The organism is Bacillus sp. ILBB4 (assembly GCF_035064545.1).
Classification (GTDB): Bacteria; Bacillota; Bacilli; order Bacillales; family Bacillaceae_H; genus Priestia.
Map to the genome: position 1 here is coordinate 345681 of NZ_JAIQVD010000005.1, position 24474 is coordinate 370154.

The window sequence follows — 24474 nt, forward strand, 5'->3', positions numbered from 1 at the left end:
CTCCATCTTTTTCTTTCTAGTCTGTCCTAATTTCCAGCAATCTATAAAATGAAACTCAATTACCAGTATAGATTTCACATTAAAGATGTGTTTAAATTTGATATAATGGAAAAAGTGAAAAAATTTAATCGTTGTAGGAGGGGAACGCGGTGTTCTTAGAAGAAAAAGAGTTAGAAATTTTAGAAATTCTAGAAAAAAATAGCCGTATTTCAATAGATAGTATTTCAAAAATGGTGGATTTAACATTTGAAGAAACCTCTAATATTGTTAAAAAGCTAGAGAGAGAAAAAGTAATTGTGCAATATTCAGCTGATATTAACTGGAGACGAGTAGATGGACATGAGGGCGTCACGGCTATGATAGATGTAAAAGTTGCACCAAAGCGAGGAGTAGGCTTTGACGAGATTGCGGAGCGCATCTATCGTTTTCAAGAAGTGAAATCCGTGTACCTAATGTCAGGAGCATATGATTTGTCTGTTATTATTGAAGAAAAATCAATGTCTGAAGTAGCGTTTTTTGTTTCTGAAAAGCTTTCTACGCTAGACTCTGTTTTATCTACAACGACTCATTTTATCATGAAAAAATATAAGCACGATGGTACCATCTATGACCAAGGCGATGAAGATCGCAGAATCGTGGTGTCTCCGTAATGAAAGAACGCTTGTCAACAACTGTACAACAGCTGAAACCTTCAGGTATTCGCCGCTTTTTTGATTTAGCAGCAAGTATGGATAACGTCATCTCTCTTGGAGTAGGTGAACCTGATTTTGTCACATCTTGGGCTGTTCGAGAAGCGAGTATTTTATCGTTGGAAAGAGGATATACCTCTTATACAGCAAATGCGGGGCTTTTAGAGCTCCGCTTTGAAATTATGAAGTATATGAAAAGAAATTTTAACGTCTCGTATGATTATAAAGATGATATTATTGTGACCGTTGGAGGAAGTCAGGCTCTAGATATTACAATGCGAGCTTTGATTAACCCTGAAGATGAAATTATTGTCGTGGAGCCAAATTTTGTGTCTTACAGTCCGTTAATTTCGCTAGCAGGAGGAGTTCCTGTGGCAATTGAAACAACGGCAGAAACAGAGTTTAAACTGCAGCCTAGACAGATTGATGAAGTCATTACAAGCAACACGAAAGCCCTTCTTTTATGCTCTCCTAATAATCCAACAGGAAGCTCACTCTCTAAAGAAGAGCTGCAGGCTATTGCGGATATTGTCATAAAGCATGACTTGCTTGTTATCACGGATGAAATCTATGCAGAATTAACATATGATGAAGAATTTACATCTATTGCTTCTTTAGAAGGAATGAAAGAACGAACTATTATTATTTCTGGCTTTTCTAAAGGGTTTGCCATGACTGGATGGCGTCTTGGATACATATGTGCACCAACTGAAATTGCTAAAGCAATGCTGAAAATTCATCAGTATACAATGATGTGTGCGCCTACCATGGCACAATATGGAGCAATTGAAGCACTACAAAATGGGCAGCATGACGTAGAAGAGATGAGAAAAAGCTATCGCAGAAGACGGAACTATATGGTGAAGTCATTAAATCAAATTGGTCTGGAATGCCATTCTCCCGGAGGAGCGTTTTATGTGTTCCCGTCTATCAAGAAAACTGGATTGTCATCGGAAGAATTCGCTGAGCAGCTTTTGCTTGAAGAGCGAGTAGCCGTGGTGCCAGGCAATGTATTTGGAAAAGGCGGAGAGGGACATATTCGCTGTTCATACGCTTCTTCAATGGAATCATTAGAAGAATCCATAAAACGGATTAGCCGTTTTGTTGAAAATAAGTTATAATAAAAATAAGATATTATGTCATATCGTATAGACGGTTTGATATAATATCTTTTTTGCTATGATGAAATGTAGTGTTAGTTTATATTTGTGACGAAATTGGTAAATAATAAATATAGTATAACTACTTTTTGATTCAATCTATGAACTGTGCTATAATTTTAAATTGGCTATAATGGTGAAAATAATAAGGTATCTAGGAGTGTTTATATGTCAAAATTTGAAATCGGTACTGTTACAAAAGGTAAAGTAACAGGAATTCAACCATACGGTGCATTCGTTGCATTAAATGAAGAAACTCAAGGATTAGTTCATATCTCAGAAGTGAAACATGGCTTCGTTAAAGATATTAACGAACATTTATCAGTAGGAGACGAAGTAAACGTTAAAGTTTTATCTGTTGATGAGTCAACTGGTAAAATTGGTTTATCTATTCGTGCTACTGAGCCAGCTCCAGAAAAAACTGAAGCTTCTGCACCTAAAAAACCTGCTAAAAAGCGTCAAGGTCAAGCAACAGTTCACACTGAATCTACTCAAGGATTCAACACATTAAAAGAAAAATTAGAAGAGTGGATTGAGCAATCAAACCGCGAAGATCTAATTAAGAAATAAGAAAAAAAAGAAGGATAGCTTAGCTATCCTTCTTTTTTTAATGTTCCGTTCTAGGTTCTGTACGCTCTACTTCAGCAGAAGGTTTAAATAATAGACCTAGGTTAATCAGTCCTGCGATTCCAACCAATCCATAAATAATGCGGGAGAAAGCAGATGTTTGACCGCCGAAGATTGCTGCTACTAAATCAAATTGAAAAAAGCCAATAAGTCCCCAGTTAATTGCTCCAATAATCGTTAATACGAGCGCAATACGTTGAATACCACTCATGATGAACCCTCCTTGTTTTGTAGTTCACCTATTAGCCTGCTTTTTTTTGAGGGAAATATGCATATTTACTTTTGGAAGATACAGACAAATAAACGTTGATTTGGATGGGGTGAGCGTCTAGTCAACAGGGAATAATCTTTAGGAAGTCAATTTTCTTTACAATCAAAAAGTTGTTCTTCATAATGATGCATGTAATCAAGCTCGTAAGGAGGAGTTTATAGTGAACAATTTTACATTTTATAATCCTACAAAATTAATTTTTGGTAAAGGTCAATTAGAGCAATTAAAAACAGAAGCAGGGCGCTTTGGTAAAAAGATATTATTAGTATACGGCGGAGGAAGCGTAAAACGCAGCGGTTTATACGATCAAGTAATGGATGTACTGAATGACATGAATGCAGAAGTACATGAGTTAGCGGGAGTAGAGCCGAATCCTCGTCTGACAACTGTTCGCAAAGGAATCGATATTTGTAAAGAAAACGGTATTGAATTTTTACTTGCAGTTGGTGGAGGAAGCGTAATCGATTGTACAAAAGCAATCGCAGCAGGCGCAAAATATGATGGAGACGTATGGGACATCATTAACCGCGACGTATTCGCAGCTGAAGCTCTTCCATTTGGAACAGTGCTGACATTAGCAGCGACAGGTTCAGAAATGAATGCTGGTTCTGTTATTACAAATTGGGAAACACAAGAAAAATACGGCTGGGGCAGTCCGGCAACATTCCCTCAATTCTCTATTTTAGATCCCGTTAATACATTTACTGTACCAAAAAATCAAACAGTTTATGGCATGGTCGACATGATGAGCCACGTATTTGAACAATATTTCCATGCTGCAACAAATACGCCGCTTCAAGATCGCATGTGTGAAGGAGTACTGCAAACGGTTATTGAAACGGGACCAAAATTATTAAACGACTTAGAGAACTACGAGTTACGTGAAACGATTTTATACAATGGGACAATCGCATTAAACGGTATGTTACAAATGGGACACCAAGGGGATTGGGCTACTCACAATATTGAGCATGCGGTATCAGCTGTATATGACATTCCACATGCAGGTGGATTGGCAATTTTATTCCCGAACTGGATGAAACACGTAATGGATGAGAACGTAGATCGCTTCAAGCAAGTAGCTGTACGCGTATTTAACGTAGATACGGAAGGCAAGACGGATAAAGAAGTAGCACTTGAAGGTGTTGATAAGCTTCGTGAATTCTGGTCAAGCCTAGGTGCACCAACTCGCTTAGCTGATTATGATATTGGTGAAGACAAATTAGATCTTATGGCTGATCGTGCAATGGCTAAAGGTGAATTTGGTAAATTTAAAAAATTAAACAGAGAAGATGTACTAGCAATCCTACGCGCTTCTTTATAAGATTCTCGATAAAAAACGCCGTGCAAGCCGCACGGCGTTTTTTTCTATTCATCATGGGTAAGCTTTTTCTGCTGTTTGGTTTTCAAATCATCCCGAACGGTTTTATCAGAAAGAGGAACTCCGCTGTAATAAGCCGCTCTTCCTAGTAAATGCCCAGCAATAGGAGAGGTGATAAACACAAAGACAATCGCTAAAATTAACCGTGCACTAATATGGCCGGTGTCAATCCAAAAGTAGAGTAAGCAGCCCACTAATATAAACAGGACGCCTAAGGTAGCACTTTTGGAGGCAGCGTGACTTCTTGTATACGTATCAGGCAAGCGAATAAGCCCAATCATGGTCACAACTGTCAGAAGAGACCCTATTAGTACCAAAGCTCCTACAATGATTTCACTGATCACGTTCATATTCAATCACTTCTCCTTTCTCTAAAAACTTAGAAAAAGCAACGGTACCTACAAAGGCTATGATGCCTAGCAGTAAAATGACTTCGAAAAAAGCCTGCGTTCGAAAAATAATCGAGATGATGGCCGTGATGGCAATGATGTTAATTCCAATAGCATCAAGGGCCATTGCTCGATCAGCAGTTGACGGACCTTTTACCACTCGATAAACAAATCCAATAGTTGAAGCAGAAATGAGAATGAGCGAAACGTTTAAAAAAATATCGAGCATTTAACGACTCACCTCCATAATGGCTTTTTCGAATGTTTGCTGAATATCTATAATAATGTCATCAATATCGTCTGTATTGATTGCATGAATATAGATAGTAGAATTATCATCTGACACATCCATCACCAGTGTGCCTGGCGTTAGCGTAATTAAAAGAGAAAGAATGGTAATTTCCCATTCACTCTCCAGACGGGTTGGCATTGCAAAGATGGCTGGCTGAATATTTAATTTAGGGCGCAATACATCCTTAGTCACTGCAATATTGGCTTTGAATAATTCTCGTATGAAAATAAACAGCAGTTTAATGATCGCATACACTTTATGCAAGTAAAAACGCCTGTGAAAAAAACGGCGGAAAACAAACAGCAGTACCGCTCCCCAGAAAAAACCTATAATAAAGGAAGGGAGTGTCCAAATCCCTCTCAAAAACATCCATGTGAATGCAATGATTACGTTTAATAATAGTTGAAATGACATGCAGATCTACTCCTTTAACACCGATTGGATATAAATTGAAGGATCCATAAGCGTTTGAGCGGCTGTTGACACATAAGGAATAACAGCTTCTGCACCTAGTCCTAAAAAGACAGAAACAGCAAGTAAGATAGCGGATGGGTATAGAATACCTTTAAGGGATACTTTTCCATGCTCAGAAGAAAGCTTAGGTTCACCCCAGAAGCAGCTCATGAAAATCTTAATGGCAGAATATAAAACAAGCAGGCTTGAAACTAGTAAAACTCCTACAAACGTGTAGCTCTCTGATTCTAAGCCACCCTGAACTAAAAGGAATTTTCCAATAAAGCCGCTTAGGGGAGGAATTCCTGCCAACGAAATAGTAGCGATAAAAAACATCCAGCCAAGCAGCGGATAGTCTTTAATTAACCCACCCATTTTCTTTAATTTTGTTGTTCCAGTTATTCGAATGATGCTTCCAGCAAGAAGGAATAGAGCTGCTTTAATAATCATGTCGTGAATTAAATAATAAATAGCTCCTTCAAAACCTGCGTTTGTTGTCAAGGTCACTCCGTAGACTATGACTCCGACAGCAATAATAATGTTATAAATTAAGATTTTATTTACATCAGAATAAGCAATGGCGCCTACTGCACCAACAACGATAGTCAAAAGCGCAACGTAGCCGATAATTTGATGAGTAAATTCAGGATGATGGTAAAACAGTAAAGTGAAAGTCCTGAAAATCGAATAAACGCCTACTTTTGTGAGCAAAGCACCAAACAACCCGATAATAACGGGTGGAGGCGCACTATATGAACCTGGAAGCCAGAAATACATTGGAAATAAAGCTGCTTTTAAGGCAAAGACGATAAATAAAAGCATGCCAATGGTTGTTAAAATTCCCGGCTGGTTCGCCTCAGCAATTCGCTGTGAAAGGTCCGCCATGTTGAGAGTTCCTGTTACGGCATATAAATAAGCAACGGCAATGACAAACAAAGCGGATGAAATGACGTTGACTAAAATATACTTAAGTGACTCTCGAAGCTGTGCTTTTGTACCGCCAATTACAATAAGAGCGTACGAAGACATAAGCATGACTTCAAAAAAGACAAATAAGTTAAAGATATCACCTGTTAAGAAGGCGCCGAATACGCCTACTAATAAAAATTGCACAAATGAATAAAAGTAAAAACGTTCACGCTTTTCCCCAATTGTATGAAAAGCAAAAAGAACGCAGCATAGTGTTACCACACTAGCAGTAAGTACGAGAAGGGACGCGAACATGTCCGCTACTAGAATAATTCCAAAAGGAGGTTTCCAGTTCCCAAGCTCGTGAGTTAAAACACCTTTTGATTGAACCAGTTGTACTAAATAGGAAGCAAAAGCAGTGGTGGTGATTAATGATAAAACACTGATTATCCTTTGAAGTTTAATATTGTCTTTGAAAAAAATGAGCACAACACCTACAACAAACGGGATAAGCAGTGGGATGATTACAAAATTACTCGTCATGTTCATTTCCCCTTAACTTGTCCATATCGTCTGTTCCGAGTTCTTGATAAGCCCTGTAAGCTAGTACAAGGAAAAAAGAAGTGACGCCAAAGCTTATGACAATGGCAGTTAAAATTAGGGCTTGAGGTAAAGGATCTGTATAAGAAGAAGCCTTTTCTCCCAGAAGGGGAACACTCCCCCCTTTTAATCCGCCCATCGTTAAAATCAACAGGTGAACGCCGTGGCTTAATAAACCTGTTCCAATAATAATTCGCAGTAAACTGCGGGATAACATGAGATATACAGCGGCAGTGAATAGAATCCCTGCCACTATGGACATTAATATTTCCACTATTCACTCTCTCCAATCGTTTGAATAATGGTCATCGTAACACCAACTACTACTAGATATACACCTAAATCAAACAGTACAACGGTAGCTAAAGATGTTTTCCCGAGAAGGGGAAGGTTAAAGTAGCTATATGTGTGAGTTAGAAATGGAACTTTGAAAATAAATGACCCAAGCCCCGTTAAAATAGCTAGCAGCAGTCCGGAAGCCGCGACCTTCTTATAATCAAATGGGATGACTTTGGATACGGTTTTTATATCGAAAGCCAGCAGTAGTAATACAAGGGCTGCTGAGGTAGTAAGTCCCCCAACAAACCCTCCCCCCGGTGTATAATGACCTGCAAAGAAAAGATGAATGGCAAAAATGATAATAATAAACGTGACTACTTTCGTTGTGGTTTGTAGTATCAAATCATTTTTTTTCACTCTTCTTCCTCCTTTGTTAACCGAAGACGAATCATGCCATAGATAGCAAGAGCTGCTATGCAAAGTACGGTAATTTCAAATAATGTATCAAATCCGCGGAAGTCAACAAGAATTACGTTCACCATGTTTTCGCCGCCTGCTTTTTCATAGCTGTTTTCAATAAAGTAATGTGAAATCGATTCAAATAGTTTCGTACTGTTTGCTGATATGCCAAGCAGTGTAACAGTCGTTCCTACAAGAAGAGCAACCAGTAAGTTTGGCAACTGAAACTTCACCCTTACTTTTCGCTTCCGAAACTCCGGCAAGTAGTAGAAACATAGTAAAAACAGGGATACCGATACAGTTTCAATCACTAATTGAGTCAAAGCTAAGTCAGGAGCTCGGAATAATACGAAAAATAAAGAGAGCGTATACCCGACAACTCCGAGCGAAATAATGGCTGTGAGGCGTGATTTTGCCAATAAAGTTGTAATAGTAGCCGCAACCATTACGACTGCTAATATGGCTTCATAAACGCCTATAGAAGCAGTATCTTTTAAATCAATCGCAAAGGCATTCTGAGAAAAGAGCGTTACGAGAAGTAAAATGCCTATGAAAGTAAAAATGATTAAAAGATAGTCTCTAATAAATCCTGTCATTAATGTTTTCATGATACGTGTTGACCCTTTTTCTATCCCTTTAATTCCATAATTATAGCCGTTATTAAGCGTTAAAGAAGAAGGGAATCGTGTATAAATTTTTGACCACTTTTGAATCGTCATAAATAACAAAATACCAAATATGATGACCCCTAGCGTCATAAATAATTCTGGGGTAAAGCCATGCCAAAATTTAATATGCACTTGATATTCTTTACCTTCAGCTAGCAGGCTAGGTGCGATAGAGGCCATTGTTGGCTCAATAAGGGTTGATTCTAATAAATTAGGAGCAAAGCCAAAAATAACAACCAGTGATGCTAAAATAACAGGTGAAATAAGCATCCCTACTGGTGCTTCATGCGGCTTCTTTTCTAGTTTTTCGGGCCGGTATTTGCCTGTAAAGGTTTTAAAGACAAGAATCATACTATAGACGAAAGTGAAAATACTTCCTAACCAAGCGATGATAGGCAGCAAAATTCCCCACGTCTGCATACTATACATATCCATTTTTGTCACGTTTACCATGCCTGTAAAAAACATCTCTTTACTTAAGAATCCATTAAAAGGAGGAAGACCCGCCATTGAAAATCCCCCGATGATAGCAATGGTAAATGTCACAGGCATGAAGCTCATTAACCCGCCTAACTTTCTAATGTCACGCGTGCCTGTTTCATGATCGACAATGCCTACTACCATAAACAAGCTGCCTTTGAAGGTAGCGTGGTTAATCAAATGGAAAACCGCTGCAGTAAGAGCTACTAAGTAGATATTATCGTCTAAAAAATTATAGTGAATAGCTGCGCTACCTACTCCTATAAGTGACATAATCATCCCGAGCTGACTAATGGTTGAAAAAGCTAAAATCCCTTTCAAGTCTTGTTGCTTTACTGCTGAAAACGAGCCCCAAAACAGTGTAATTAGTCCTATAATTGAAATAGTAAAAAACCAAGTGGCGCTTATAGAGAAAACAGGGCTGAGTCTTGCTAAAAGATAAATTCCCGCTTTTACCATTGTGGCTGAATGAAGGTATGCACTCACTGGGGTTGGAGCTTCCATTGCATCTGGCAGCCAAATATGAAAAGGAAACTGAGCAGATTTTGTAAAGGCCCCTAATAAAATGAGGACTAGAGCTGGAATGAATAGATGACTTGATGTGACTACATCTACGTTTGAGATAATTTCGCGTATGCTGAAAGTACCTGTCATAACGTATAAAAGCACAATTCCTGCTAAAAGGGAAAGTCCTCCGAATACGGTAATGAGCATAGATTTTAAGGCTCCGTATTGAGATTTCTCTCGTTTGTACCAATAACCAATCAATAAAAAAGATGAAAGGCTTGTTAATTCCCAAAAGCTGTAAAGGCTCATTAGGTTGTCTGATAATACAACTCCTAGCATCGACCCCATAAAAAGAAGCAAATAGACATAAAACGAATGCAGTGCTTCTTTTGTCTTAGAAAGATAATAAATGGAGTAAAGAATAACAAGTGTCCCAATTCCGGTGATTAATAGAGAAAACAGAAGACCAAGTCCATCCACATAGGTATCAAAGTTAATGCCCAGACTAGGTATCCATTTCATTGAATGTAGATATGTTTCCCCCTTAGAAACACCACTGATATATTGTGTGAAATAAATGAACAACACAAGTGGAAGAGGTAAAACGAACCACCCTGTATGAATACGCTGGAATTTCCTATACAGAAGGGGGACAAAAAAGGCTAATAAAAAAGGCGATAAAATCACCAAGTGCAACCACGACAAAAGACAAACCTCCTTGTGATATTCAATTCTGTAACCGATTATATAATAATTTAATTATGCATGCATCCATGCTATTTCTTAGTATCATCGGATTTTTCAAACCTTATTAAATAAATAGAAACTCGTCACAAAATCCATAAAAAAAACATAAAAAAATTTTTTTGGACGTATAAAAATCACTCGAAATTGTCACTCTAAGAGTGAGGTGATGGAAATGTATAGGAAACAAATAGCCATCAGTTTTCTCATTTTTACCGCATTATGTCTGGGCGGATTTGTGCTGAATAATCACTTGGAAATGAAAGAAGAAAACAGGATGCTACTCACTTCTAAAAACCAAGCTGAAAATTCCATATCAATAGACTTTTCCCTTTTAAAAGCCTCTTATAAACCGAGACAATATGTGAAGATAGGTGAAATGAACTATATTGCACCACCCGATAAGCAAATAAAAAACGATTGAAGACCACTCTGTAGTCGTTTTTTATTTGCTTATTATTTGCGTAATCGTGCATGAATTACGTCCTGTAATCAAAGAACATTAGTTGACTTCACAACTGAATTTATCGTTAAATAAAAGGGTACATACAATGATTGCAGTTTCAACAAACTATAATGATTGTGTCAAATTGTAAGTGGATTCACTTGAATTCAGCTAACAGTTTCGATAAAGTGAAAAATAAAGATATTTTAATGGAGGAACAGACTATGACACATGTTCGTTTTGATTATTCAAACGCGTTATCATTTTTTGGTGAACATGAACTTACATACTTACGTGATGCCGTGAAAGTAGCTCACCATTCAATTCATGAGAAAACAGGTGCTGGAAACGACTTTTTAGGATGGGTCGACCTTCCTACGGAGTATGACAAAGAAGAGTTTGCACGCATTCAAAAAAGTGCAGAAAAAATTAAATCTGATTCAGATGTATTAATTGTTATCGGTATTGGAGGATCTTACTTAGGTGCTCGTGCTGCTATTGAAATGCTTCAGCATTCATTCTATAACACATTATCAAAAGAACAGCGTAAAACTCCGCAAGTTATTTTTGCTGGTAACAACATCAGCTCAACATACATGAAAGACTTAATGGATGTTTTACAAGATAAAGATTTCTCTATTAATGTTATTTCAAAATCTGGTACAACAACAGAACCGGCGATTGCTTTCCGTATCTTCCGTAAATTATTAGAAGAGAAATATGGCAAAGAAGAAGCACGCAAGCGCATTTATGCAACAACAGATAAAGCGCGTGGCGCATTAAAAACATTAGCGGATGAAGAGGGCTATGAAACATTTGTTATTCCAGATGATGTAGGCGGCCGTTATTCAGTATTAACAGCAGTTGGTTTATTACCAATCGCCGCTGCGGGTCTTGATATCGAACAAATGATGAAAGGGGCAGCTGATGCTCAAGAAGCATTCTCATCATCAGAGCTAGAAGAGAACCCAGCTTATCAATATGCTGTAGCTCGTAATGTTCTTTATAATAAAGGAAAAACAATTGAAATGCTGATTAACTATGAACCAGCTCTTCAATACTTTGCTGAATGGTGGAAACAGTTATTTGGCGAAAGTGAAGGAAAAGATCAAAAAGGTATTTACCCTTCATCTGCTAACTTCTCAACGGATCTTCATTCTTTAGGTCAATATGTACAAGAAGGTCGTCGTGATATTTTTGAAACAATTGTACAAGTTCAAGATTCTCGTCATGAGCTAACAATTGAAGAAGATGCAGCGGACTTAGATGGATTAAATTACTTAGCTGGTGAAACAGTTGACTTTGTAAATAAAAAAGCCTTCCAAGGTACAATGCTTGCTCACACAGATGGAGGCGTTCCAAACTTAGTTGTGAACATCCCTGCGCTAGATGAGTATACGTTCGGATATGTTGTATATTTCTTCGAAAAAGCATGTGCAATCAGCGGCTATTTATTAGGCGTAAACCCATTCGATCAGCCGGGAGTAGAAGCATACAAAGTAAATATGTTTGCTCTTCTTGGAAAACCTGGTTTTGAAGAGAAAAAAGCAGAATTAGAAAAGCGTTTGAAGTAAGCAAAAAGAGGGCGGTACAAAAGTATTTTAGCCCAAGTGGAAAACGAACCATTGATCAACATGTTTGATTAGTGGTTCGTTTTTTTTGTTATGGTGAATATAGTTTCATCTGTTTAGGTCCTTCTAGCAGTTGATTGGAGGGCAAGGCGAAGACTCCTGCGGGGAAAAGCGCAAGCGACGAGGAGGCTCAGCGCCTGCCCGCGGAAAGCGAAGCCTTGCACGGACATCACGGTGTCACAAGCGATTTATACGAGCTACTTTATCCAGTTTGTTCGTCTTTAGGTTGGATTTATTTAGTTATGTCTCAACCTCTTTTTTGCTTTTGAGATAAAGGATAAAACGCTGGAAAGAGGACATGTTAAAACAGAGGAGGGATAACATGATTGAATTATCTTCAAGATTAGAGGGCACATTATTCAAGCTTTACGAATTAGAAAAAACGCTTAAGCCGCTTGGGTATAACATTGGAGGGAATTGGGATTATGACCATGGTTCATTCGACTATAAGATGAATGATGAAGTCGGCTATCAGTTTTTACGTATCCCGTTTACAGCTACGAATGGAGAACTGGATTCTAAAGGAACAACTGTACAGATTGGCACGCCATTTTTACTTTCACATAAATATCAAATTGGTCTAGATGACGATGTTCACAATGGAAATGTGAGTGCTTCATTTAATCAGTTTGCAGAACCCCAAGACGCAGACGCTTCATTTCCAGAAAAGTATATCAGCTTAGGAGAAGAGCTAATTAGAGAGGCAGAAGATGCGCTGCTTCAGTAATTGAAGGAACTATTCTTTTTTTAAACTCTCTGATTTTTTCACAAAAATATGTTCGTACATGACTTGACTAATCAACTCGTTTGTTTTAATCATTTCATTCACCCCCAAATTTTGTGCATTTTGAATATGCTTTTTTGTTAACAGTTCAACGATGCTGTAAATAGAAGGGTTCAATCCTTGCAGCGCGACTAACGTAACAATAGTATTCATGTCTGCATATTCTTCTGTCTTATGTTGATCGGCAGTAATCAGCACTTTTTTTGCGTACCGAGCGTTGGCAAGTTCTAATACTTCATAATGAGAGGGACTTCCTTTAATAAAATGAACGCGATCACAAATCATGGGATTTTTAGTCAGAGAGTCGTCGATAAGAACAATGTCTTCTTTATGAAATGCGTCGCGATAAGACTCTAACACGAGTTTGGCGCGCTCATTCCACCCAACAACGATGAAATGATCTTTTCCATAAAATTTTAAATTTCCTTCCAAATAAGCGCTCTCAGCGGAAACAGCAATTTTCGAAAGCGTAACAAAATAAGTGGTAATAAATCCCGTTCCGATCAGGACTAAAATAATTGCAGCTATCCTTCCAATCGTAGTGGTCGGAGCAAAATCACCGTACCCTATAGTAGAGATTGTAATAATAACCCACCAAATTCCTTCAAACACATTCCCAAACGTTTGCGGCTCTAGGAAATGTATAAGCATGCCGAAAAGCAGAACAAGGCAGCCGATAATAAAAAGAAGCCGCACTAAAATAGAACGACGAAAAAGTCGAAATAATAGCCATTCCATCATAAAAAAACCTCCAGTGATTAGTCATAGCCACAGTATGACCATTTTTCACTGAAGGTATAAGATATCTTTATCTTTTTACTTCGTAATATTCAATCCATTCTTTGTCTGGACCGTAGAAAAATAAGTATCTTGCTCCATTTGGCAAAGTTACAATGTTTTCTTCCACAAATGAAACGCCTGCTGATTTTAAACGCTCAAACTCCTCTTCAATTCCATCTACTGCCAGCGCAAAATGATGAACTTTACCTTCGTTAGGTAAGCTTGAGTTATACCCTTGAATTAACTCTACAATTACATTGCCTTCTAAACCTAGAAAAGCTAGCTTCAAAGACGGATCGGTATGTGGTAGTTTTTCGATGAGCTCTAATCCCACTTTTTGCGTATAGAACTCAATAGATTCTTCTATATCCTTTACTTGAACGCCTACATGTTCAAATTTTAAAATTGTCATATGCATCACCCGTATCTATAGTATGTAAAAACTATGAAATATATTAAAGAGAAAGGATATAGAAGTCAATATAGGGCTGCTTATCAGGAAAGGGCTCTTAAATCATATTTTTGCTGGAGTGAATAGGGTAGAGGCTTCCATCAAGTGCAAACGAAATTTTGCCTGTTTCTTCAGAGACAACTAAAATTAATGCATCCGATTTTTCCGACATTCCAATGGCTGCACGGTGACGTGTTCCCATTTTTTTGGTCGTTGAAATAATAGACGAGAGAGGTAAAACATTAGCAGCTGAGATAAGCTGATTATTTCTAATTAGGACGGCTCCGTCATGTAAGGGTGTCCCTGGATAGAACAGCGTCTCAACTAGCGTAGCGCTGACAGGAGCTTGAATAGGCATTCCTTTTTGAATAAGAGGGTCTACATTTTGTTCCCGTTCAATGACAATTAAAGCGCCGTGACGTTTCTCAGAAAGGTTATGAATAGCTAAGGACAGAGCAGCATATTCAAATGTATAAGGCGATAAGTAATGACGCAAGTAATAAGAGGCAGCCGTAGCTTGAACATCTTGAAATAACTTTCGCATCTCCTCAAAATCACATAGTATACAATGATCACTCGTGTCTAAATGTTTAATTAAATTAGAGGCTTCAGTTGAAATCTGCTGTAAATATGTTCGCACATTATTTTTAATTGTATCGTCTAATTGAAAAGGTTGTCTCTCCATCTTATATAGCTCCTATCTGTCAGTCAGTGTTATCTGTAATGTGTGCTAATGTGGGTGAATTATCCGTAAAGCTTATAAATCCCTTATTAATTTTATAGAGAGGTTTTGTGTTTTATTTAGCAAGAGAATATAAAAATTTTGAGAAAAAGAAAGCGTTTTATAAACTGATATGTTCACATTTGGTTTAAATTTACATATGTTGTTTTAAATAAAAGTATAGATATTTCTGTGAATTTAAAGTATAGTTTTCTTATCGGATATATAATTTTTAATGTTGACAAATATTCTAAATATGCTAAAATTTTTTAAAAATGCTTATCAAGAGTGGTGGAGGGATCTGGCCCGTTGAACCCCGGCAACCTGCTTAGCAAGGTGCTAATTCCAGCAAAGTGTGTATCATTTTGAAAGATAAGGTGAAAATTTATTGCCTACCCAGTCTTTCAATATGGAAGACTTTTTATTTTGATATAGCGCAAGCGATAATTTGAGGAGGGACACCAATGACTGTAACCCCCGACTTAAAACAAATCTTTGGGCATGTCGAAGCAAAGTAAGAATTAAATAGTTTCGCTGACTAGACACACTAGAGGCGGTTTTATCCAATTCTAGTGGGTAAAACCGTCTTTTTTTATTGGATAACGCGGATAACTAAGAATTGGAGTGAAGAAAATGGCAGACTTATATACGTACGAAAACTGGAGTGATACGTTTCCAGAGTTCGACAGTGAAGATGAAACAAAAGGAGCCCTTTCAGCATTGCAGTGGGCGTATGATACCTACGGAGATTCAATTATCTATGCATCAAGCTTTGGGATCGAAGGGATCGTGTTAATTGATTTAATTTCAAAAGTGAAAAAAGATGCTGAAATTGTCTTTTTAGATACAGGCGTTCATTTTAAAGAAACATATGAAGTGATTGATGCAATTAAAGAACGCTTCCCTGATTTACGTATTCATATGAAAAAACCGGATTTAACTCTTGCAGAACAAGCTGAAAAACATGGAGATGAGCTTTGGAAGAGTCAGCCTAACTTATGCTGTCAAATTCGAAAAATCATTCCATTAAGAGAATCTCTTGCTCCTTATGATGCGTGGATTTCTGGTTTGAGACGCGAGCAGTCTGAGTCTCGTGCCAGCACGAATTACTTTAATAAGGATGAGAAATTCAAGAAGGTGAAAGTTTGTCCGTTAATTCATTGGTCTTGGAAGGAAATTTGGCGCTATGTGTATAAGCATGATTTGCCATATAACAAACTTCATGATCAAGGCTACCCAAGTATCGGCTGTGAACCCTGTACCGCACCTGCCTACAATGTAGACGATTTACGTTCAGGAAGATGGGCAGGTACACAAAAAGTTGAATGCGGATTACACGAATCTTAAATACGAAAGAGCTGAATAAATGATGCTTTTATATGTTGCCTTTATCATTGCGCTTTTTTTTGCAATGAATATTGGGGCAAGCGGTGCAGCAGCAGCTATGGGCGTTTCATACGGCTCCGGTGCGATTAAAAAGCGAAGAGTAGCCCTGTTCATCTGTGCTGTAGGTATTGTGCTCGGAGCCATTATCGGAGGCGGCGAGGTGGTAAAAACCATCAGTTCAGGTATCATACCTGAAAAATTGCTATCAGTAGAATTAGTTATTATCATTCTGGCTGCTGCAACGCTGTCACTCTTTTTCGCGAATTTAATTGGTATTCCTCTATCAACAAGTGAAGTAACGGTTGGTTCAGTTGTTGGAGTAGGCGTAGCTTATCAATCTCTGTATGTGGAAAAACTTTTAGTTGTCATGTCTTTTTGGATTATTGTTCCACTAGTTTCATTTGTCATTGCTTTTTTGATTGGAAAAGTGATAAAACGCAGAGCGCATAAAAAAGAAGCAGAGGGAAAGTGGAAAAGAGTTTTAACGATTTTAGTTATAGCGACGGGATTCTTTGAAGCCTTCTCAGCTGGAATGAATAACGTGGCAAATGCTGTCGGTCCTCTAGTAGGAGCTGGATTAATGGATGCCACAACGGGTGTCATAGCAGGAGGATTGGCAGTGGCGCTCGGAGCTCTTTTACTAGGAGGCCGAGTTATTGAAACAAACGGGAAAAAAATTACTCGCTATTCTGTAGGAGAAGGATGCATTATCTCGGGTACTGGTGCTTCTCTTGTCACAGTCGCTTCACTGTTTGGTTTGCCAGTACCGCTTACACAGGTCACTACGTCTTCTATTATTGGAATAGGAGCAGCGAAAACGGGATTCACGAAAGAACAGCGCGAAGTGGTCATTCAAATGTTAAAGGTTTGGGTGGTATCCCCTGTATTTTCACTCGTAATCTCATATGTTCTTGTGAAATTAGTACTTGAAAGCGACTTATATTCATTTGTGGTGCTAGCTAGCGGATGTATTGCCACAGCAGGTGTTTTAAGCTTAGCTAGAGCGACTAGAAGAAAAAGAGCAAGCTTGCAGTCAGAAAAAGAAAAAATGACTGCGTGATTCAAGTGCTTTTTATTATATTGTGTTAATTATTTAAGGAGGACTTTACAAAATGACAACAATTCAAGCACACGGTGGAGAATTAATTAATTTATATCAACCAACATATGACTACACGTCACTAACAAAAGAAATCGAAGTAGATAACATGGCCCTAAGTGATTTAGAACTAATTGGAATTGGTGCTTACAGCCCAATTACAGGATTTTTAGGAGAAAAAGATTATCAATCAGTTGTTGAAAATATGCGTTTAGCAGATGGAACAGTATGGAGTATTCCTATCACTCTTCCTGTAACAGAAGAGCAAGCTAAAGAATTAAACATTGGCGACAAAGTAAAACTTGTTCAAAACGGCGTAACGTATGGTGTTTTAGAAGTTTCTGAAGTATATACGCCAAATAAAGAAAAAGAAGCGGAGAACGTGTACCGCACGGCAGAACTTGCTCATCCTGGCGTGAAAAAAATGATGGAGCGCCCAAATGTATATGTAGCAGGTCCAATCGTACTTGTAGAACGTACACCTAAAACGCGTTTTGAAAAGTATTACCTAGATCCTACTGAAACAAGAGCAGCATTTGAAGAACGCGGTTGGAAAACAGTTGTTGGATTCCAAACTCGTAACCCTGTTCACCGTGCGCACGAATATATTCAAAAAACGGCATTAGAAATTGTAGACGGCCTGTTTTTAAATCCACTTGTAGGAGAAACAAAGTCAGATGATATCCCAGCAGATATCCGTATGGAAAGTTATGAAGTACTTTTAGAGAACTATTATCCTAGCGATCGTGTAGCTTTAGCAGTTTTCCCTGCTGCGATGCGCTATGCTGGACCTAGAGAAGCTGTTTTCCATGCAATGGTTCGAAAAAACTTTGGATGCACACATTTCATTGTAGGCCGTGACCACGCTGGTGTTGGTGACTACTATGGAACATATGACGCACAAAAAATCTTCAGTAACTTTACAGCAGATGAATTAGGAATTACACCTTTATTCTTTGAACACAGCTTCTATTGCAAGAAGTGTGAAGCGATGGCATCAACGAAAACATGCCCTCACAGCAAGGAAGATCATATGATTCTATCTGGAACAAAGGTACGTGAAATGCTTCGTAACGGAGAAGTGCCACCAAGCACATTCAGCCGTAAAGAAGTAATTGAAGTGTTAATTAAAGGATTAGCAAAACAAAAAGTATCTTCAAAATAAGGAGCGGTTGAAGTGAGCAAATCAACAAACATTACGTGGCATGATGCTGGAATTACAAAAGAGGAAAGACGCGAGCAAAATAATCATCACAGTTTTGTATTATGGTTTACAGGTCTTTCGGGTTCAGGTAAATCTACCGTAGCAAACGCAGTGGCAAAAGCGCTTTTTGATAAAAATATTCGCAACTATGTATTAGATGGTGACAATGTTCGTTTCGGCTTAAATAAGAATCTAGGGTTTTCTGCTGAAGATCGTACAGAAAATATTCGCCGTATCGGTGAGGTTTCTAAACTATTTGTAGACAGCGGTCAAGTGGTACTCACAGCATTTATCTCTCCATTCCAAGAGGACCGCGCTCAAGTGCGTGAGATCTTAGAGGGGAATGAATTTTTGGAAGTATACGTGGAGTGTCCGTTAGAAGAATGTGAAAAAAGAGATCCAAAAGGCCTTTATAAAAAAGCAAGAAGCGGAGAAATTCGTGATTTTACAGGAATTGATTCTCCGTATGAGTCACCGGCTAACCCTGAATTAACAATTAATACAAGCACACAGTCTGTAGAAGAATGTGTACAAACTGTTATTGAATATTTAGCTAACCGAAAATTTATCTAAATGACAGCGGACTTTGTCCGCTGTTCTAATTCAAATTAAAATGTGGGAGCGCTGCGGAGACGTGGAAATGATGGAAGGGTGAAAGGCATTCATGGGGAAAGTATATCTAGTCGGTGCAGGACCGGGAGATCCAGATTTAATTACATTAAAAGGGTTGAAAGCAATTCAGCAAGCAGATGTTATCTTATATGATCGTTTAGTGAATAAGGACCTGCTGGAGTATGCTAAAAGTGATGCAGATATCATTTACTGCGGAAAGCTTCCGAACTATCATACCCTCAAGCAAGAAACAATTAACAACTTTTTAGTGAAATTCGCTAAAAAAGGAAAAATTGTAACGCGCTTAAAAGGCGGAGATCCATTTGTTTTCGGACGCGGAGGGGAAGAAGCAGAAGCTCTCGTGCAGCAGGGCATTTCATTTGAAATTGTTCCAGGAATTACATCAGGCATCGCAGCCGCTGCTTATGCAGGAATCCCTGTCACTCACCGGGAATACAGCGCAAGCTTTGCTTTTGTAGCAGGTCATCGTAAAGATAGCGAGCATGATGCAATCAAATGGGATAGCCTAGCCAAAGGTGTAGATACTCTTGCAATTTATATGGGGGTGCGGAACTTACCGTACATTTGCCAACAGTTAATGAAACACGGAAAAACTTCAGCTACGCCAATTGCATTGATTCACTGGGGAACATGTGCGGACCAGCGCACTGTAACTGGAACTCTTGGTACAATTGTTGATATTGTTAAAGAAGAACAAATTGAAAATCCAAGTATGATTATCGTTGGTGAAGTTGTGAATTTTCATGACCGATTAAATTGGTTTGAGAAGACTGGACAGCATTACTATTCGTTTGCACAAGAAGCTTACTAAAGAGGTTGATTATATGGATGCAGTTTTATATGTTTGCCATGGCAGCCGCGTAAAAGAAGGCGCTGATCAGGCAGTTGCTTTTATTGAAAGATGTAAAAAAAATCTAGATGTACCGATTCAAGAAGTTTGTTTCCTAGAACTAGCTTCCCCCACTATTGAACAAGGATTTGAAGCATGTATTGAACAAGGTGCTACTCGTATTGCGATTGTGCCTCTTCTGTTATTAACAGCTGCGCATGCAAAGCATGATATACCCGAAGAAATACACAAAGTATATGAACGTTATCCCCAGGTAGAAGTGCTGTACGGAGAACCGTTCGGCGTAGACGAACGAATTGTTGATATCTTGGTAGAGAGAATCAAGGAAACCAATGTGGATAAGCATGAAGATTCGATGATATTGTTGGTCGGCAGAGGAAGCAGTGATCCTGCTGTAAAAAAAGATTTTAACGAAATAGCTCAACTGCTAAAAGGGAAAGGTGCTTTTAAAGAAGTGAGCACATGCTATTTAGCTGCGGCTTCTCCTAATTTAAAAGAAGGCGTGCACCTTGCTAAACGAACTTCGTATAAGCAAGTATTCGTTCTTCCGTACCTTTTGTTTACCGGTATTTTAATGAACGAAATTAAGGAAGAATTGGAGCAGCTATCAACAGATGCCCAGCAGTTTATCTTAGCCAACTACCTAGGTTATCATGATGGGCTTGCACACATTTTAAGTCACCAAGTAAAAACGTTATTATCGAGCAAAGGAAATCAATACGATGTATACCGTTATGCTTGATTTAAAGGGTCGTTCGGTCTTAGTAGTTGGGGGGGGGACAATCGCAACTCGTAGAATTAAAGGTTTTTTACAAGAAGGAGCAGCCATTACAGTGGTTGCTCCAACTGTTTCAGCCGAAATAAATGAATGGGAAGCTAAAGATCAGCTGCGTGTAAAAAGAAAAAAAGTAGGAGAAGAAGACTTACTTAATGTCTTTTTAATTGTTGTGGCTACAAATGATCAAGCTGTGAATAAGTTTGTTAAGCAGCATATTAAAAATGATCAGTTGGTTAATATGGCCAGCAGTTTTTCCGATGGAAATATTCAGATTCCTGCACAGTTTTCTAGAGGGAGATTATCGCTAGCAATATCCACAGATGGCGCTAGTCCTTTGTTGACAAAACGAATCAAAGAAGACTTATCCTCAAATTATGATGAGAGTTACACACAGTATACACAATTTTTGTATGAATGCAGAGTTCTTATCCACAGATTGAATGTGCCAAAGAGCCGTAAACATGAGTTATTAACAGAAATTATCAATGATCAATACCGGCTGTCTCTAGTAAAACAGCGGGAATTTTTACAGCAGATTGAAAAATATAAATAAAAAACGGCCAATTGGCCGTTTTTTATTTATACATTTTCAACTTCAATGCTTCGAATACCGCTGATTTTTTGAATTTCGTAATACACTTCTGTAGTAGGGCGCTGGTTATTAACTGACACTTTCATTCGTATATACAATTCATTGGTGTCTAAATCTTTGATTCGAATATTTTTAATTGTAATATTCTTTTCTCTAATGCTATTAGTTGTATCAAAGATATTGTGCTTATCCGCTAGCTTGAGTTGAAGAATAAGCTCTTTCTCGCGCAGTTGCCTAGGCCCCAAAATAGTAATAAGGAAGGGAAGAAGTTCAACGCTGATGATGAGCAGTACAACTCCGGTAATAGCTTCAGGATAAAACCCTGCACCTACAGCAATCCCTATACCTGCTGCTCCCCAGATAATAGCCGCTGTTGTAAGCCCTGAGATGCTGTCATTTTCTTTTCGTAAAATGACACCAGCCCCTAAAAAACCAATTCCAGAAACAATTTGAGCGGCCAGACGAAGCGGGTCCATTGTGATGTGATCACCTTTATTAAAGATTTGAGAAGACTCAATCGAAACAATCGTGAGTAAACAGCTAATAATGGAAATTACGAGAGATGTTTTTAAACCAACAGGCTTTCGTTTTAGTTCCCTTTCAATTCCAATAATAAGACCAAGTACAGCGGAAATCCCTAATTTGAGCAACATTTCATTTTCCATTATTTTCACCTATTTCAATAAACATTGTTGTTTATATCTGTATGAAAGAAGAAAAACAGATATGTATCAGTATAGTAAACTTTTCTTCATAATGACAGGTGAAATTCAAAAAAATCTGATTATTTATAAAGCGCTACGATCTTTTCTTTTAATTTATATTTTTGAATCTTGCCGGATGCCGTCATGGGAAAGTCGTCTATAAAATAAATATGTTCCGGAATTTTGAAATGAGCAAGCTTACCTTTGCAAAAGTCTTTGATTTCTTGAGCGGTAAGAAAAGAATGTTGCTTGAGTTTAATGCATGCAGCAACTCGTTCTCCATACTTTGGATCAGGAATACCGACAATTTGCACATCTTCTACCTCGGGTATTCTATATAAAAACTCTTCAATTTCTCTTGGGTAAATATTTTCTCCGCCTCTAATAATCATATCTTTTAGACGTCCTGTAATTTTTACATAGCCATCTTTATCGATGGTAGCTAAATCTCCTGTATGTAGCCAACCTTCTACAATTGTTTTTTCTGTTTCTTCCGGCATTTTGTAATATCCTTTCATTGTTAAATATCCCTTTGCACAAAGTTCTCCTTGTTCTCCGAAAGAAGCTGGTTTACCTGTAACTGGATTAATAATTTGAATCTGTACATGATTATGAACTTTGCCAACCGTTTGTACTCGCCGCTCGATAGAATCAGTTGGGGTTGTTTGGGTGATTACAGGAGATGTTTCGGTTTGACCATAGGCGATCGTAATTTCATTGATGCCCATGTCATGTATGACTCGTTTCATTACTTCTGCTGGACAATTAGAACCAGCCATGATTCCTGTGCGAAGAGTAGATAAATCATATTGATGAAAGTCAAGCGTATTTAATTCCGCAATAAACATAGTTGGTACACCGTGAAGAGCTGTACATTTTTCGTTCTCTACGGTGCGTAAAACAGAGGCAGGTTGAAATTCAATAATCGGTAGCATAGTAGCACCTACAGATACGCATGCTAGAACACCCAGCACACATCCGAAGCAATGAAAGAAAGGAACTGGGATGCATAAGCGGTCTTCGTTAGTCAGTTTCATAGACTGAGCAACTAAAAAGCCGTTGTTTACTATATTATGGTGACTGAGCATAACTCCTTTTGGAAAACCTGTTGTTCCGGAAGTATATTGCATATTGATAACATCATGGATATGTAGGGATTGTTCATGCTTATCGAGAACCTCATCCGATACCATTAAGCTACTCATTAAAAACTCGTTCCAAGATGTATGTTCGCTTGATCCACTTAAGTTTATAAGATGTTTTAGTTTGGGAAGATTATGTTCAATACTGGTGATAATAGACGTATAAGAAGTGCTTTTAAATTCATCAATGAAAAATAGCGCTGTTGTATCAGAATGACTCAATACATACTCTAATTCAGAGGATTGATAACTTGTATTAAGGGTAACCAAAACAGCGCCTATTCTAGCTGCTGCGAATTGAAGAAGCAACCATTCCGGCACATTGGTAGCCCAGATAGCGATATGGTCGCCTTTTTTGAGACCGGTGGCTAGAAGTGCCTTTGCAACTCGAGAGGTTTCTTGATAAAATTCCGCATACGTATAGCGAATATTTTGTTCAGAGTAGATAACCGCTTCTTGATGCCCAAACTTTTTTGTGCTTTCTTTTAAAAGTTCTCCAACCGTTAATTCAAGCAATGGTTTCATTTGGTTTCCTCCTTGAATAATGTTAAAGTATATGTGAAAGCGTTTTCTAAAAGTAGTTTATCAAATTTAAAGGAAGTGTTCCAAAAAACCATTCGACAAATTCCTTCACTTTACACTGCATATAGAAAAGGGAAGGAACTAGATTTATCACATTGATTTCAACAAGTAAGTATACGGAATGCGAATATTGTAATAAAATAAAGAAATGTCTCCCTGTTATAAGAAGACAACGCATGTTAATAAAGAATGGTATAAAAATATGAAGTAAACAAACAAAAAATCATGCTGAATGTTGAAAGTGAAATAAATGAAAGGCCGTTGACTCTGCCTTCTTTATTAGACATTTTAATTGATTCCCAATAAGCAAGTGAAATTAAGAGAATAGACATACAAAAGGACAAATAGAGTGCAGCTGCAATTAAGGTATCCAAGTGAACGCCTCCTTGGCGGATAAGGATTTAATAGACATTATGCTAGTATGGCTCTAGATATGCTAGTATCTATTAATTGGCTAACGTTTCGTTTGCAAAAAAATAGTTTTTAAAAATATATCGAAAAACTATTGCACAATAAAAGAAGGCGTGGTATATTATTAAATGTCGCTAAGATGAACTGCTAAAGTAAACATCGAAGTGATAAACAAATAAAAAAACTTGTTGACAACTAGGTTTCAACTTGTTATGATAGTAGAGTCGCTTAAGAGCGGCGGTTGAACTTTGAAAACTGAACAAAGCGACAAACGTCAACGTTAAATTTTATTTTTTAATTGAGCAAGTCAAACATTTCTTCGGAGAGTTTGATCCTGGCTCAGGATGAACGCTGGCGGCGTGCCTAATACATG

The 24474-nt window shown here is 38.0% G+C and carries 29 protein-coding genes and 1 riboswitch; of the genes, 15 read left to right on the forward strand and 14 right to left on the reverse strand.

Annotated elements, in window-relative coordinates; genetic code table 11:
• Positions 1–149: 149 nt before the first annotated feature.
• The 3 genes from LAV82_RS22660 (at position 150) to yugI (ending at position 2419) form a co-directional block, all read left to right on the forward strand.
• Positions 150–650 (forward strand): Lrp/AsnC family transcriptional regulator, encoded by a 501-nt coding sequence (locus LAV82_RS22660; protein ID WP_013059601.1) that lies wholly within the window; start codon positions 150–152, stop codon positions 648–650.
• A complete protein-coding gene (locus tag LAV82_RS22665) occupies positions 650–1810 on the forward strand; it encodes an aminotransferase (protein WP_499716912.1) in 1161 nt (386 codons plus the stop codon). Before LAV82_RS22660 ends, LAV82_RS22665 begins: the two co-directional genes overlap by 1 nt.
• Before the next feature lie 207 nt (positions 1811–2017).
• Positions 2018–2419 (forward strand): S1 domain-containing post-transcriptional regulator GSP13, encoded by a 402-nt coding sequence (gene yugI / locus LAV82_RS22670; RefSeq protein WP_013059599.1) that lies wholly within the window; start codon positions 2018–2020, stop codon positions 2417–2419.
• Positions 2420–2456: 37 nt separating this feature from the next.
• On the opposite strand, the gene LAV82_RS22675 is transcribed toward yugI, so the two are convergent.
• A complete protein-coding gene (locus LAV82_RS22675; RefSeq protein WP_013059598.1) occupies positions 2457–2687 on the reverse strand; it encodes a DUF378 domain-containing protein in 231 nt (76 codons plus the stop codon).
• A 220-nt stretch (positions 2688–2907) separates the two neighbouring features.
• Here LAV82_RS22675 and LAV82_RS22680 point away from each other — a divergent pair, with 220 nt between their 5' ends.
• Positions 2908–4071: an iron-containing alcohol dehydrogenase gene (locus tag LAV82_RS22680; protein ID WP_013059597.1), complete on the forward strand. Its 1164-nt coding sequence runs from the start codon at positions 2908–2910 to the stop codon at positions 4069–4071.
• Positions 4072–4115: 44 nt separating this feature from the next.
• On the opposite strand, the gene mnhG is transcribed toward LAV82_RS22680, so the two are convergent.
• Genes mnhG through LAV82_RS22715 form a run of 7 tightly spaced genes read right to left on the reverse strand, consistent with a single transcriptional unit; the run spans position 4116 to position 9869 of the window.
• Complete coding sequence (mnhG, locus tag LAV82_RS22685; RefSeq protein ID WP_013059596.1) at positions 4116–4478, reverse strand: monovalent cation/H(+) antiporter subunit G; 363 nt, start codon at positions 4476–4478, stop codon at positions 4116–4118.
• Positions 4462–4746, reverse strand: a complete 285-nt coding sequence (locus LAV82_RS22690; protein WP_013059595.1) for a Na(+)/H(+) antiporter subunit F1 — start codon at positions 4744–4746, stop codon at positions 4462–4464. The genes mnhG and LAV82_RS22690 overlap by 17 nt, the downstream gene beginning before the upstream one ends.
• On the reverse strand, positions 4747–5223 hold the full coding sequence (locus LAV82_RS22695) for a Na+/H+ antiporter subunit E (RefSeq protein WP_499716913.1): 477 nt from the start codon (positions 5221–5223) through the stop codon (positions 4747–4749).
• Between the two features lie 6 nt (positions 5224–5229).
• Complete coding sequence (locus tag LAV82_RS22700) at positions 5230–6714, reverse strand: Na+/H+ antiporter subunit D (protein ID WP_013059593.1); 1485 nt, start codon at positions 6712–6714, stop codon at positions 5230–5232.
• Positions 6704–7045 carry a Na(+)/H(+) antiporter subunit C gene (locus LAV82_RS22705; protein WP_013059592.1) on the reverse strand — a complete coding sequence of 114 codons (342 nt, stop codon included), beginning with the start codon at positions 7043–7045 and terminating at the stop codon, positions 6704–6706. The genes LAV82_RS22700 and LAV82_RS22705 overlap by 11 nt, the downstream gene beginning before the upstream one ends.
• Positions 7045–7467 carry a Na(+)/H(+) antiporter subunit B gene (locus tag LAV82_RS22710; RefSeq protein WP_013085301.1) on the reverse strand — a complete coding sequence of 141 codons (423 nt, stop codon included), beginning with the start codon at positions 7465–7467 and terminating at the stop codon, positions 7045–7047. Before LAV82_RS22710 ends, LAV82_RS22705 begins: the two co-directional genes overlap by 1 nt.
• Positions 7464–9869, reverse strand: coding sequence for a Na+/H+ antiporter subunit A (locus tag LAV82_RS22715; protein ID WP_499716914.1), 2406 nt, complete (start codon positions 9867–9869; stop codon positions 7464–7466). The genes LAV82_RS22710 and LAV82_RS22715 overlap by 4 nt, the downstream gene beginning before the upstream one ends.
• Before the next feature lie 214 nt (positions 9870–10083).
• Here LAV82_RS22715 and LAV82_RS22720 point away from each other — a divergent pair, with 214 nt between their 5' ends.
• The 4 genes from LAV82_RS22720 (at position 10084) to LAV82_RS22735 (ending at position 12711) form a co-directional block, all read left to right on the forward strand.
• A complete protein-coding gene (locus LAV82_RS22720) occupies positions 10084–10332 on the forward strand; it encodes a hypothetical protein (RefSeq protein ID WP_499716915.1) in 249 nt (82 codons plus the stop codon).
• A gap of 245 nt (positions 10333–10577) precedes the next feature.
• Complete coding sequence (locus LAV82_RS22725) at positions 10578–11927, forward strand: glucose-6-phosphate isomerase (protein WP_013059589.1); 1350 nt, start codon at positions 10578–10580, stop codon at positions 11925–11927.
• Positions 11928–12057: 130 nt separating this feature from the next.
• A complete protein-coding gene (locus LAV82_RS22730; protein WP_244856619.1) occupies positions 12058–12258 on the forward strand; it encodes a hypothetical protein in 201 nt (66 codons plus the stop codon).
• 48 nt (positions 12259–12306) lie between these two features.
• The gene (locus tag LAV82_RS22735; RefSeq protein WP_016765797.1) at positions 12307–12711 is read left to right on the forward strand and encodes a YugN-like family protein; all 405 of its coding nucleotides are present in this window, start codon (positions 12307–12309) and stop codon (positions 12709–12711) included.
• Positions 12712–12720: 9 nt separating this feature from the next.
• Here LAV82_RS22735 and LAV82_RS22740 read toward each other — a convergent pair whose 3' ends face one another.
• From LAV82_RS22740 to cdaS, 3 genes are all read right to left on the reverse strand, one after another.
• Positions 12721–13509, reverse strand: a complete 789-nt coding sequence (locus LAV82_RS22740) for a potassium channel family protein (protein ID WP_025601282.1) — start codon at positions 13507–13509, stop codon at positions 12721–12723.
• A 67-nt stretch (positions 13510–13576) separates the two neighbouring features.
• Positions 13577–13960, reverse strand: coding sequence for a VOC family protein (locus tag LAV82_RS22745; protein ID WP_013059586.1), 384 nt, complete (start codon positions 13958–13960; stop codon positions 13577–13579).
• Positions 13961–14057: 97 nt separating this feature from the next.
• Entirely contained in the window at positions 14058–14684 is a 627-nt protein-coding gene (cdaS, locus tag LAV82_RS22750; protein WP_025601284.1) for a sporulation-specific diadenylate cyclase CdaS, read from the reverse strand.
• A gap of 312 nt (positions 14685–14996) precedes the next feature.
• A riboswitch (SAM riboswitch) is annotated at positions 14997–15099 on the forward strand.
• A gap of 254 nt (positions 15100–15353) precedes the next feature.
• Between cdaS and LAV82_RS22755 the strand changes: the two genes are divergently transcribed.
• The 7 genes from LAV82_RS22755 (at position 15354) to LAV82_RS22785 (ending at position 21223) form a co-directional block, all read left to right on the forward strand.
• On the forward strand, positions 15354–16067 hold the full coding sequence (locus LAV82_RS22755) for a phosphoadenylyl-sulfate reductase (protein ID WP_025601286.1): 714 nt from the start codon (positions 15354–15356) through the stop codon (positions 16065–16067).
• Positions 16068–16086: 19 nt separating this feature from the next.
• On the forward strand, positions 16087–17166 hold the full coding sequence (gene cysP / locus LAV82_RS22760) for a sulfate permease (RefSeq protein WP_013059583.1): 1080 nt from the start codon (positions 16087–16089) through the stop codon (positions 17164–17166).
• A gap of 52 nt (positions 17167–17218) precedes the next feature.
• Entirely contained in the window at positions 17219–18370 is a 1152-nt protein-coding gene (gene sat, locus LAV82_RS22765) for a sulfate adenylyltransferase (RefSeq protein ID WP_211078542.1), read from the forward strand.
• Positions 18371–18382: 12 nt separating this feature from the next.
• The gene (cysC, locus tag LAV82_RS22770; protein ID WP_014457932.1) at positions 18383–18982 is read left to right on the forward strand and encodes an adenylyl-sulfate kinase; all 600 of its coding nucleotides are present in this window, start codon (positions 18383–18385) and stop codon (positions 18980–18982) included.
• A gap of 91 nt (positions 18983–19073) precedes the next feature.
• Positions 19074–19853 (forward strand): uroporphyrinogen-III C-methyltransferase, encoded by a 780-nt coding sequence (cobA, locus tag LAV82_RS22775; protein ID WP_013059580.1) that lies wholly within the window; start codon positions 19074–19076, stop codon positions 19851–19853.
• A 13-nt stretch (positions 19854–19866) separates the two neighbouring features.
• Complete coding sequence (locus LAV82_RS22780) at positions 19867–20634, forward strand: sirohydrochlorin chelatase (protein ID WP_499716916.1); 768 nt, start codon at positions 19867–19869, stop codon at positions 20632–20634.
• Positions 20615–21223, forward strand: coding sequence for an NAD(P)-binding protein (locus LAV82_RS22785; protein WP_211078541.1), 609 nt, complete (start codon positions 20615–20617; stop codon positions 21221–21223). The genes LAV82_RS22780 and LAV82_RS22785 overlap by 20 nt, the downstream gene beginning before the upstream one ends.
• Positions 21224–21249: 26 nt before the next feature.
• Here the strand turns inward: LAV82_RS22785 and LAV82_RS22790 are convergent, their stop codons facing one another.
• The 3 genes from LAV82_RS22790 to LAV82_RS22800 form a co-directional block, all read right to left on the reverse strand.
• Positions 21250–21927: an MgtC/SapB family protein gene (locus tag LAV82_RS22790; RefSeq protein ID WP_013059577.1), complete on the reverse strand. Its 678-nt coding sequence runs from the start codon at positions 21925–21927 to the stop codon at positions 21250–21252.
• 119 nt (positions 21928–22046) lie between these two features.
• Positions 22047–23633 carry an AMP-binding protein gene (locus tag LAV82_RS22795; protein WP_013059576.1) on the reverse strand — a complete coding sequence of 529 codons (1587 nt, stop codon included), beginning with the start codon at positions 23631–23633 and terminating at the stop codon, positions 22047–22049.
• Positions 23634–23869: 236 nt separating this feature from the next.
• On the reverse strand, positions 23870–24064 hold the full coding sequence (locus LAV82_RS22800; RefSeq protein ID WP_499716917.1) for a hypothetical protein: 195 nt from the start codon (positions 24062–24064) through the stop codon (positions 23870–23872).
• Positions 24065–24474 lie beyond the last annotated feature (410 nt).

Coding starts and splice junctions, on each gene's coding strand:
- LAV82_RS22665 (WP_499716912.1), top strand. CDS start 650: ATGAAAGAACGCTTGTCAACAACTGTACAACAGCTGAAACCTTCAGGT.
- yugI (WP_013059599.1), top strand. CDS start 2,018: ATGTCAAAATTTGAAATCGGTACTGTTACAAAAGGTAAAGTAACAGGA.
- LAV82_RS22675 (WP_013059598.1), bottom strand. CDS start 2,687: ATGAGTGGTATTCAACGTATTGCGCTCGTATTAACGATTATTGGAGCA.
- mnhG (WP_013059596.1), bottom strand. CDS start 4,478: ATGAACGTGATCAGTGAAATCATTGTAGGAGCTTTGGTACTAATAGGG.
- LAV82_RS22690 (WP_013059595.1), bottom strand. CDS start 4,746: ATGCTCGATATTTTTTTAAACGTTTCGCTCATTCTCATTTCTGCTTCA.
- LAV82_RS22695 (WP_499716913.1), bottom strand. CDS start 5,223: ATGTCATTTCAACTATTATTAAACGTAATCATTGCATTCACATGGATG.
- LAV82_RS22700 (WP_013059593.1), bottom strand. CDS start 6,714: ATGACGAGTAATTTTGTAATCATCCCACTGCTTATCCCGTTTGTTGTA.
- LAV82_RS22720 (WP_499716915.1), top strand. CDS start 10,084: ATGTATAGGAAACAAATAGCCATCAGTTTTCTCATTTTTACCGCATTA.
- LAV82_RS22725 (WP_013059589.1), top strand. CDS start 10,578: ATGACACATGTTCGTTTTGATTATTCAAACGCGTTATCATTTTTTGGT.
- LAV82_RS22735 (WP_016765797.1), top strand. CDS start 12,307: ATGATTGAATTATCTTCAAGATTAGAGGGCACATTATTCAAGCTTTAC.
- LAV82_RS22740 (WP_025601282.1), bottom strand. CDS start 13,509: ATGATGGAATGGCTATTATTTCGACTTTTTCGTCGTTCTATTTTAGTG.
- LAV82_RS22745 (WP_013059586.1), bottom strand. CDS start 13,960: ATGACAATTTTAAAATTTGAACATGTAGGCGTTCAAGTAAAGGATATA.
- cdaS (WP_025601284.1), bottom strand. CDS start 14,684: ATGGAGAGACAACCTTTTCAATTAGACGATACAATTAAAAATAATGTG.
- LAV82_RS22755 (WP_025601286.1), top strand. CDS start 15,354: ATGGCAGACTTATATACGTACGAAAACTGGAGTGATACGTTTCCAGAG.
- cysP (WP_013059583.1), top strand. CDS start 16,087: ATGATGCTTTTATATGTTGCCTTTATCATTGCGCTTTTTTTTGCAATG.
- sat (WP_211078542.1), top strand. CDS start 17,219: ATGACAACAATTCAAGCACACGGTGGAGAATTAATTAATTTATATCAA.
- cobA (WP_013059580.1), top strand. CDS start 19,074: ATGGGGAAAGTATATCTAGTCGGTGCAGGACCGGGAGATCCAGATTTA.
- LAV82_RS22780 (WP_499716916.1), top strand. CDS start 19,867: ATGGATGCAGTTTTATATGTTTGCCATGGCAGCCGCGTAAAAGAAGGC.
- LAV82_RS22785 (WP_211078541.1), top strand. CDS start 20,615: ATGTATACCGTTATGCTTGATTTAAAGGGTCGTTCGGTCTTAGTAGTT.
- LAV82_RS22790 (WP_013059577.1), bottom strand. CDS start 21,927: ATGGAAAATGAAATGTTGCTCAAATTAGGGATTTCCGCTGTACTTGGT.
- LAV82_RS22795 (WP_013059576.1), bottom strand. CDS start 23,633: ATGAAACCATTGCTTGAATTAACGGTTGGAGAACTTTTAAAAGAAAGC.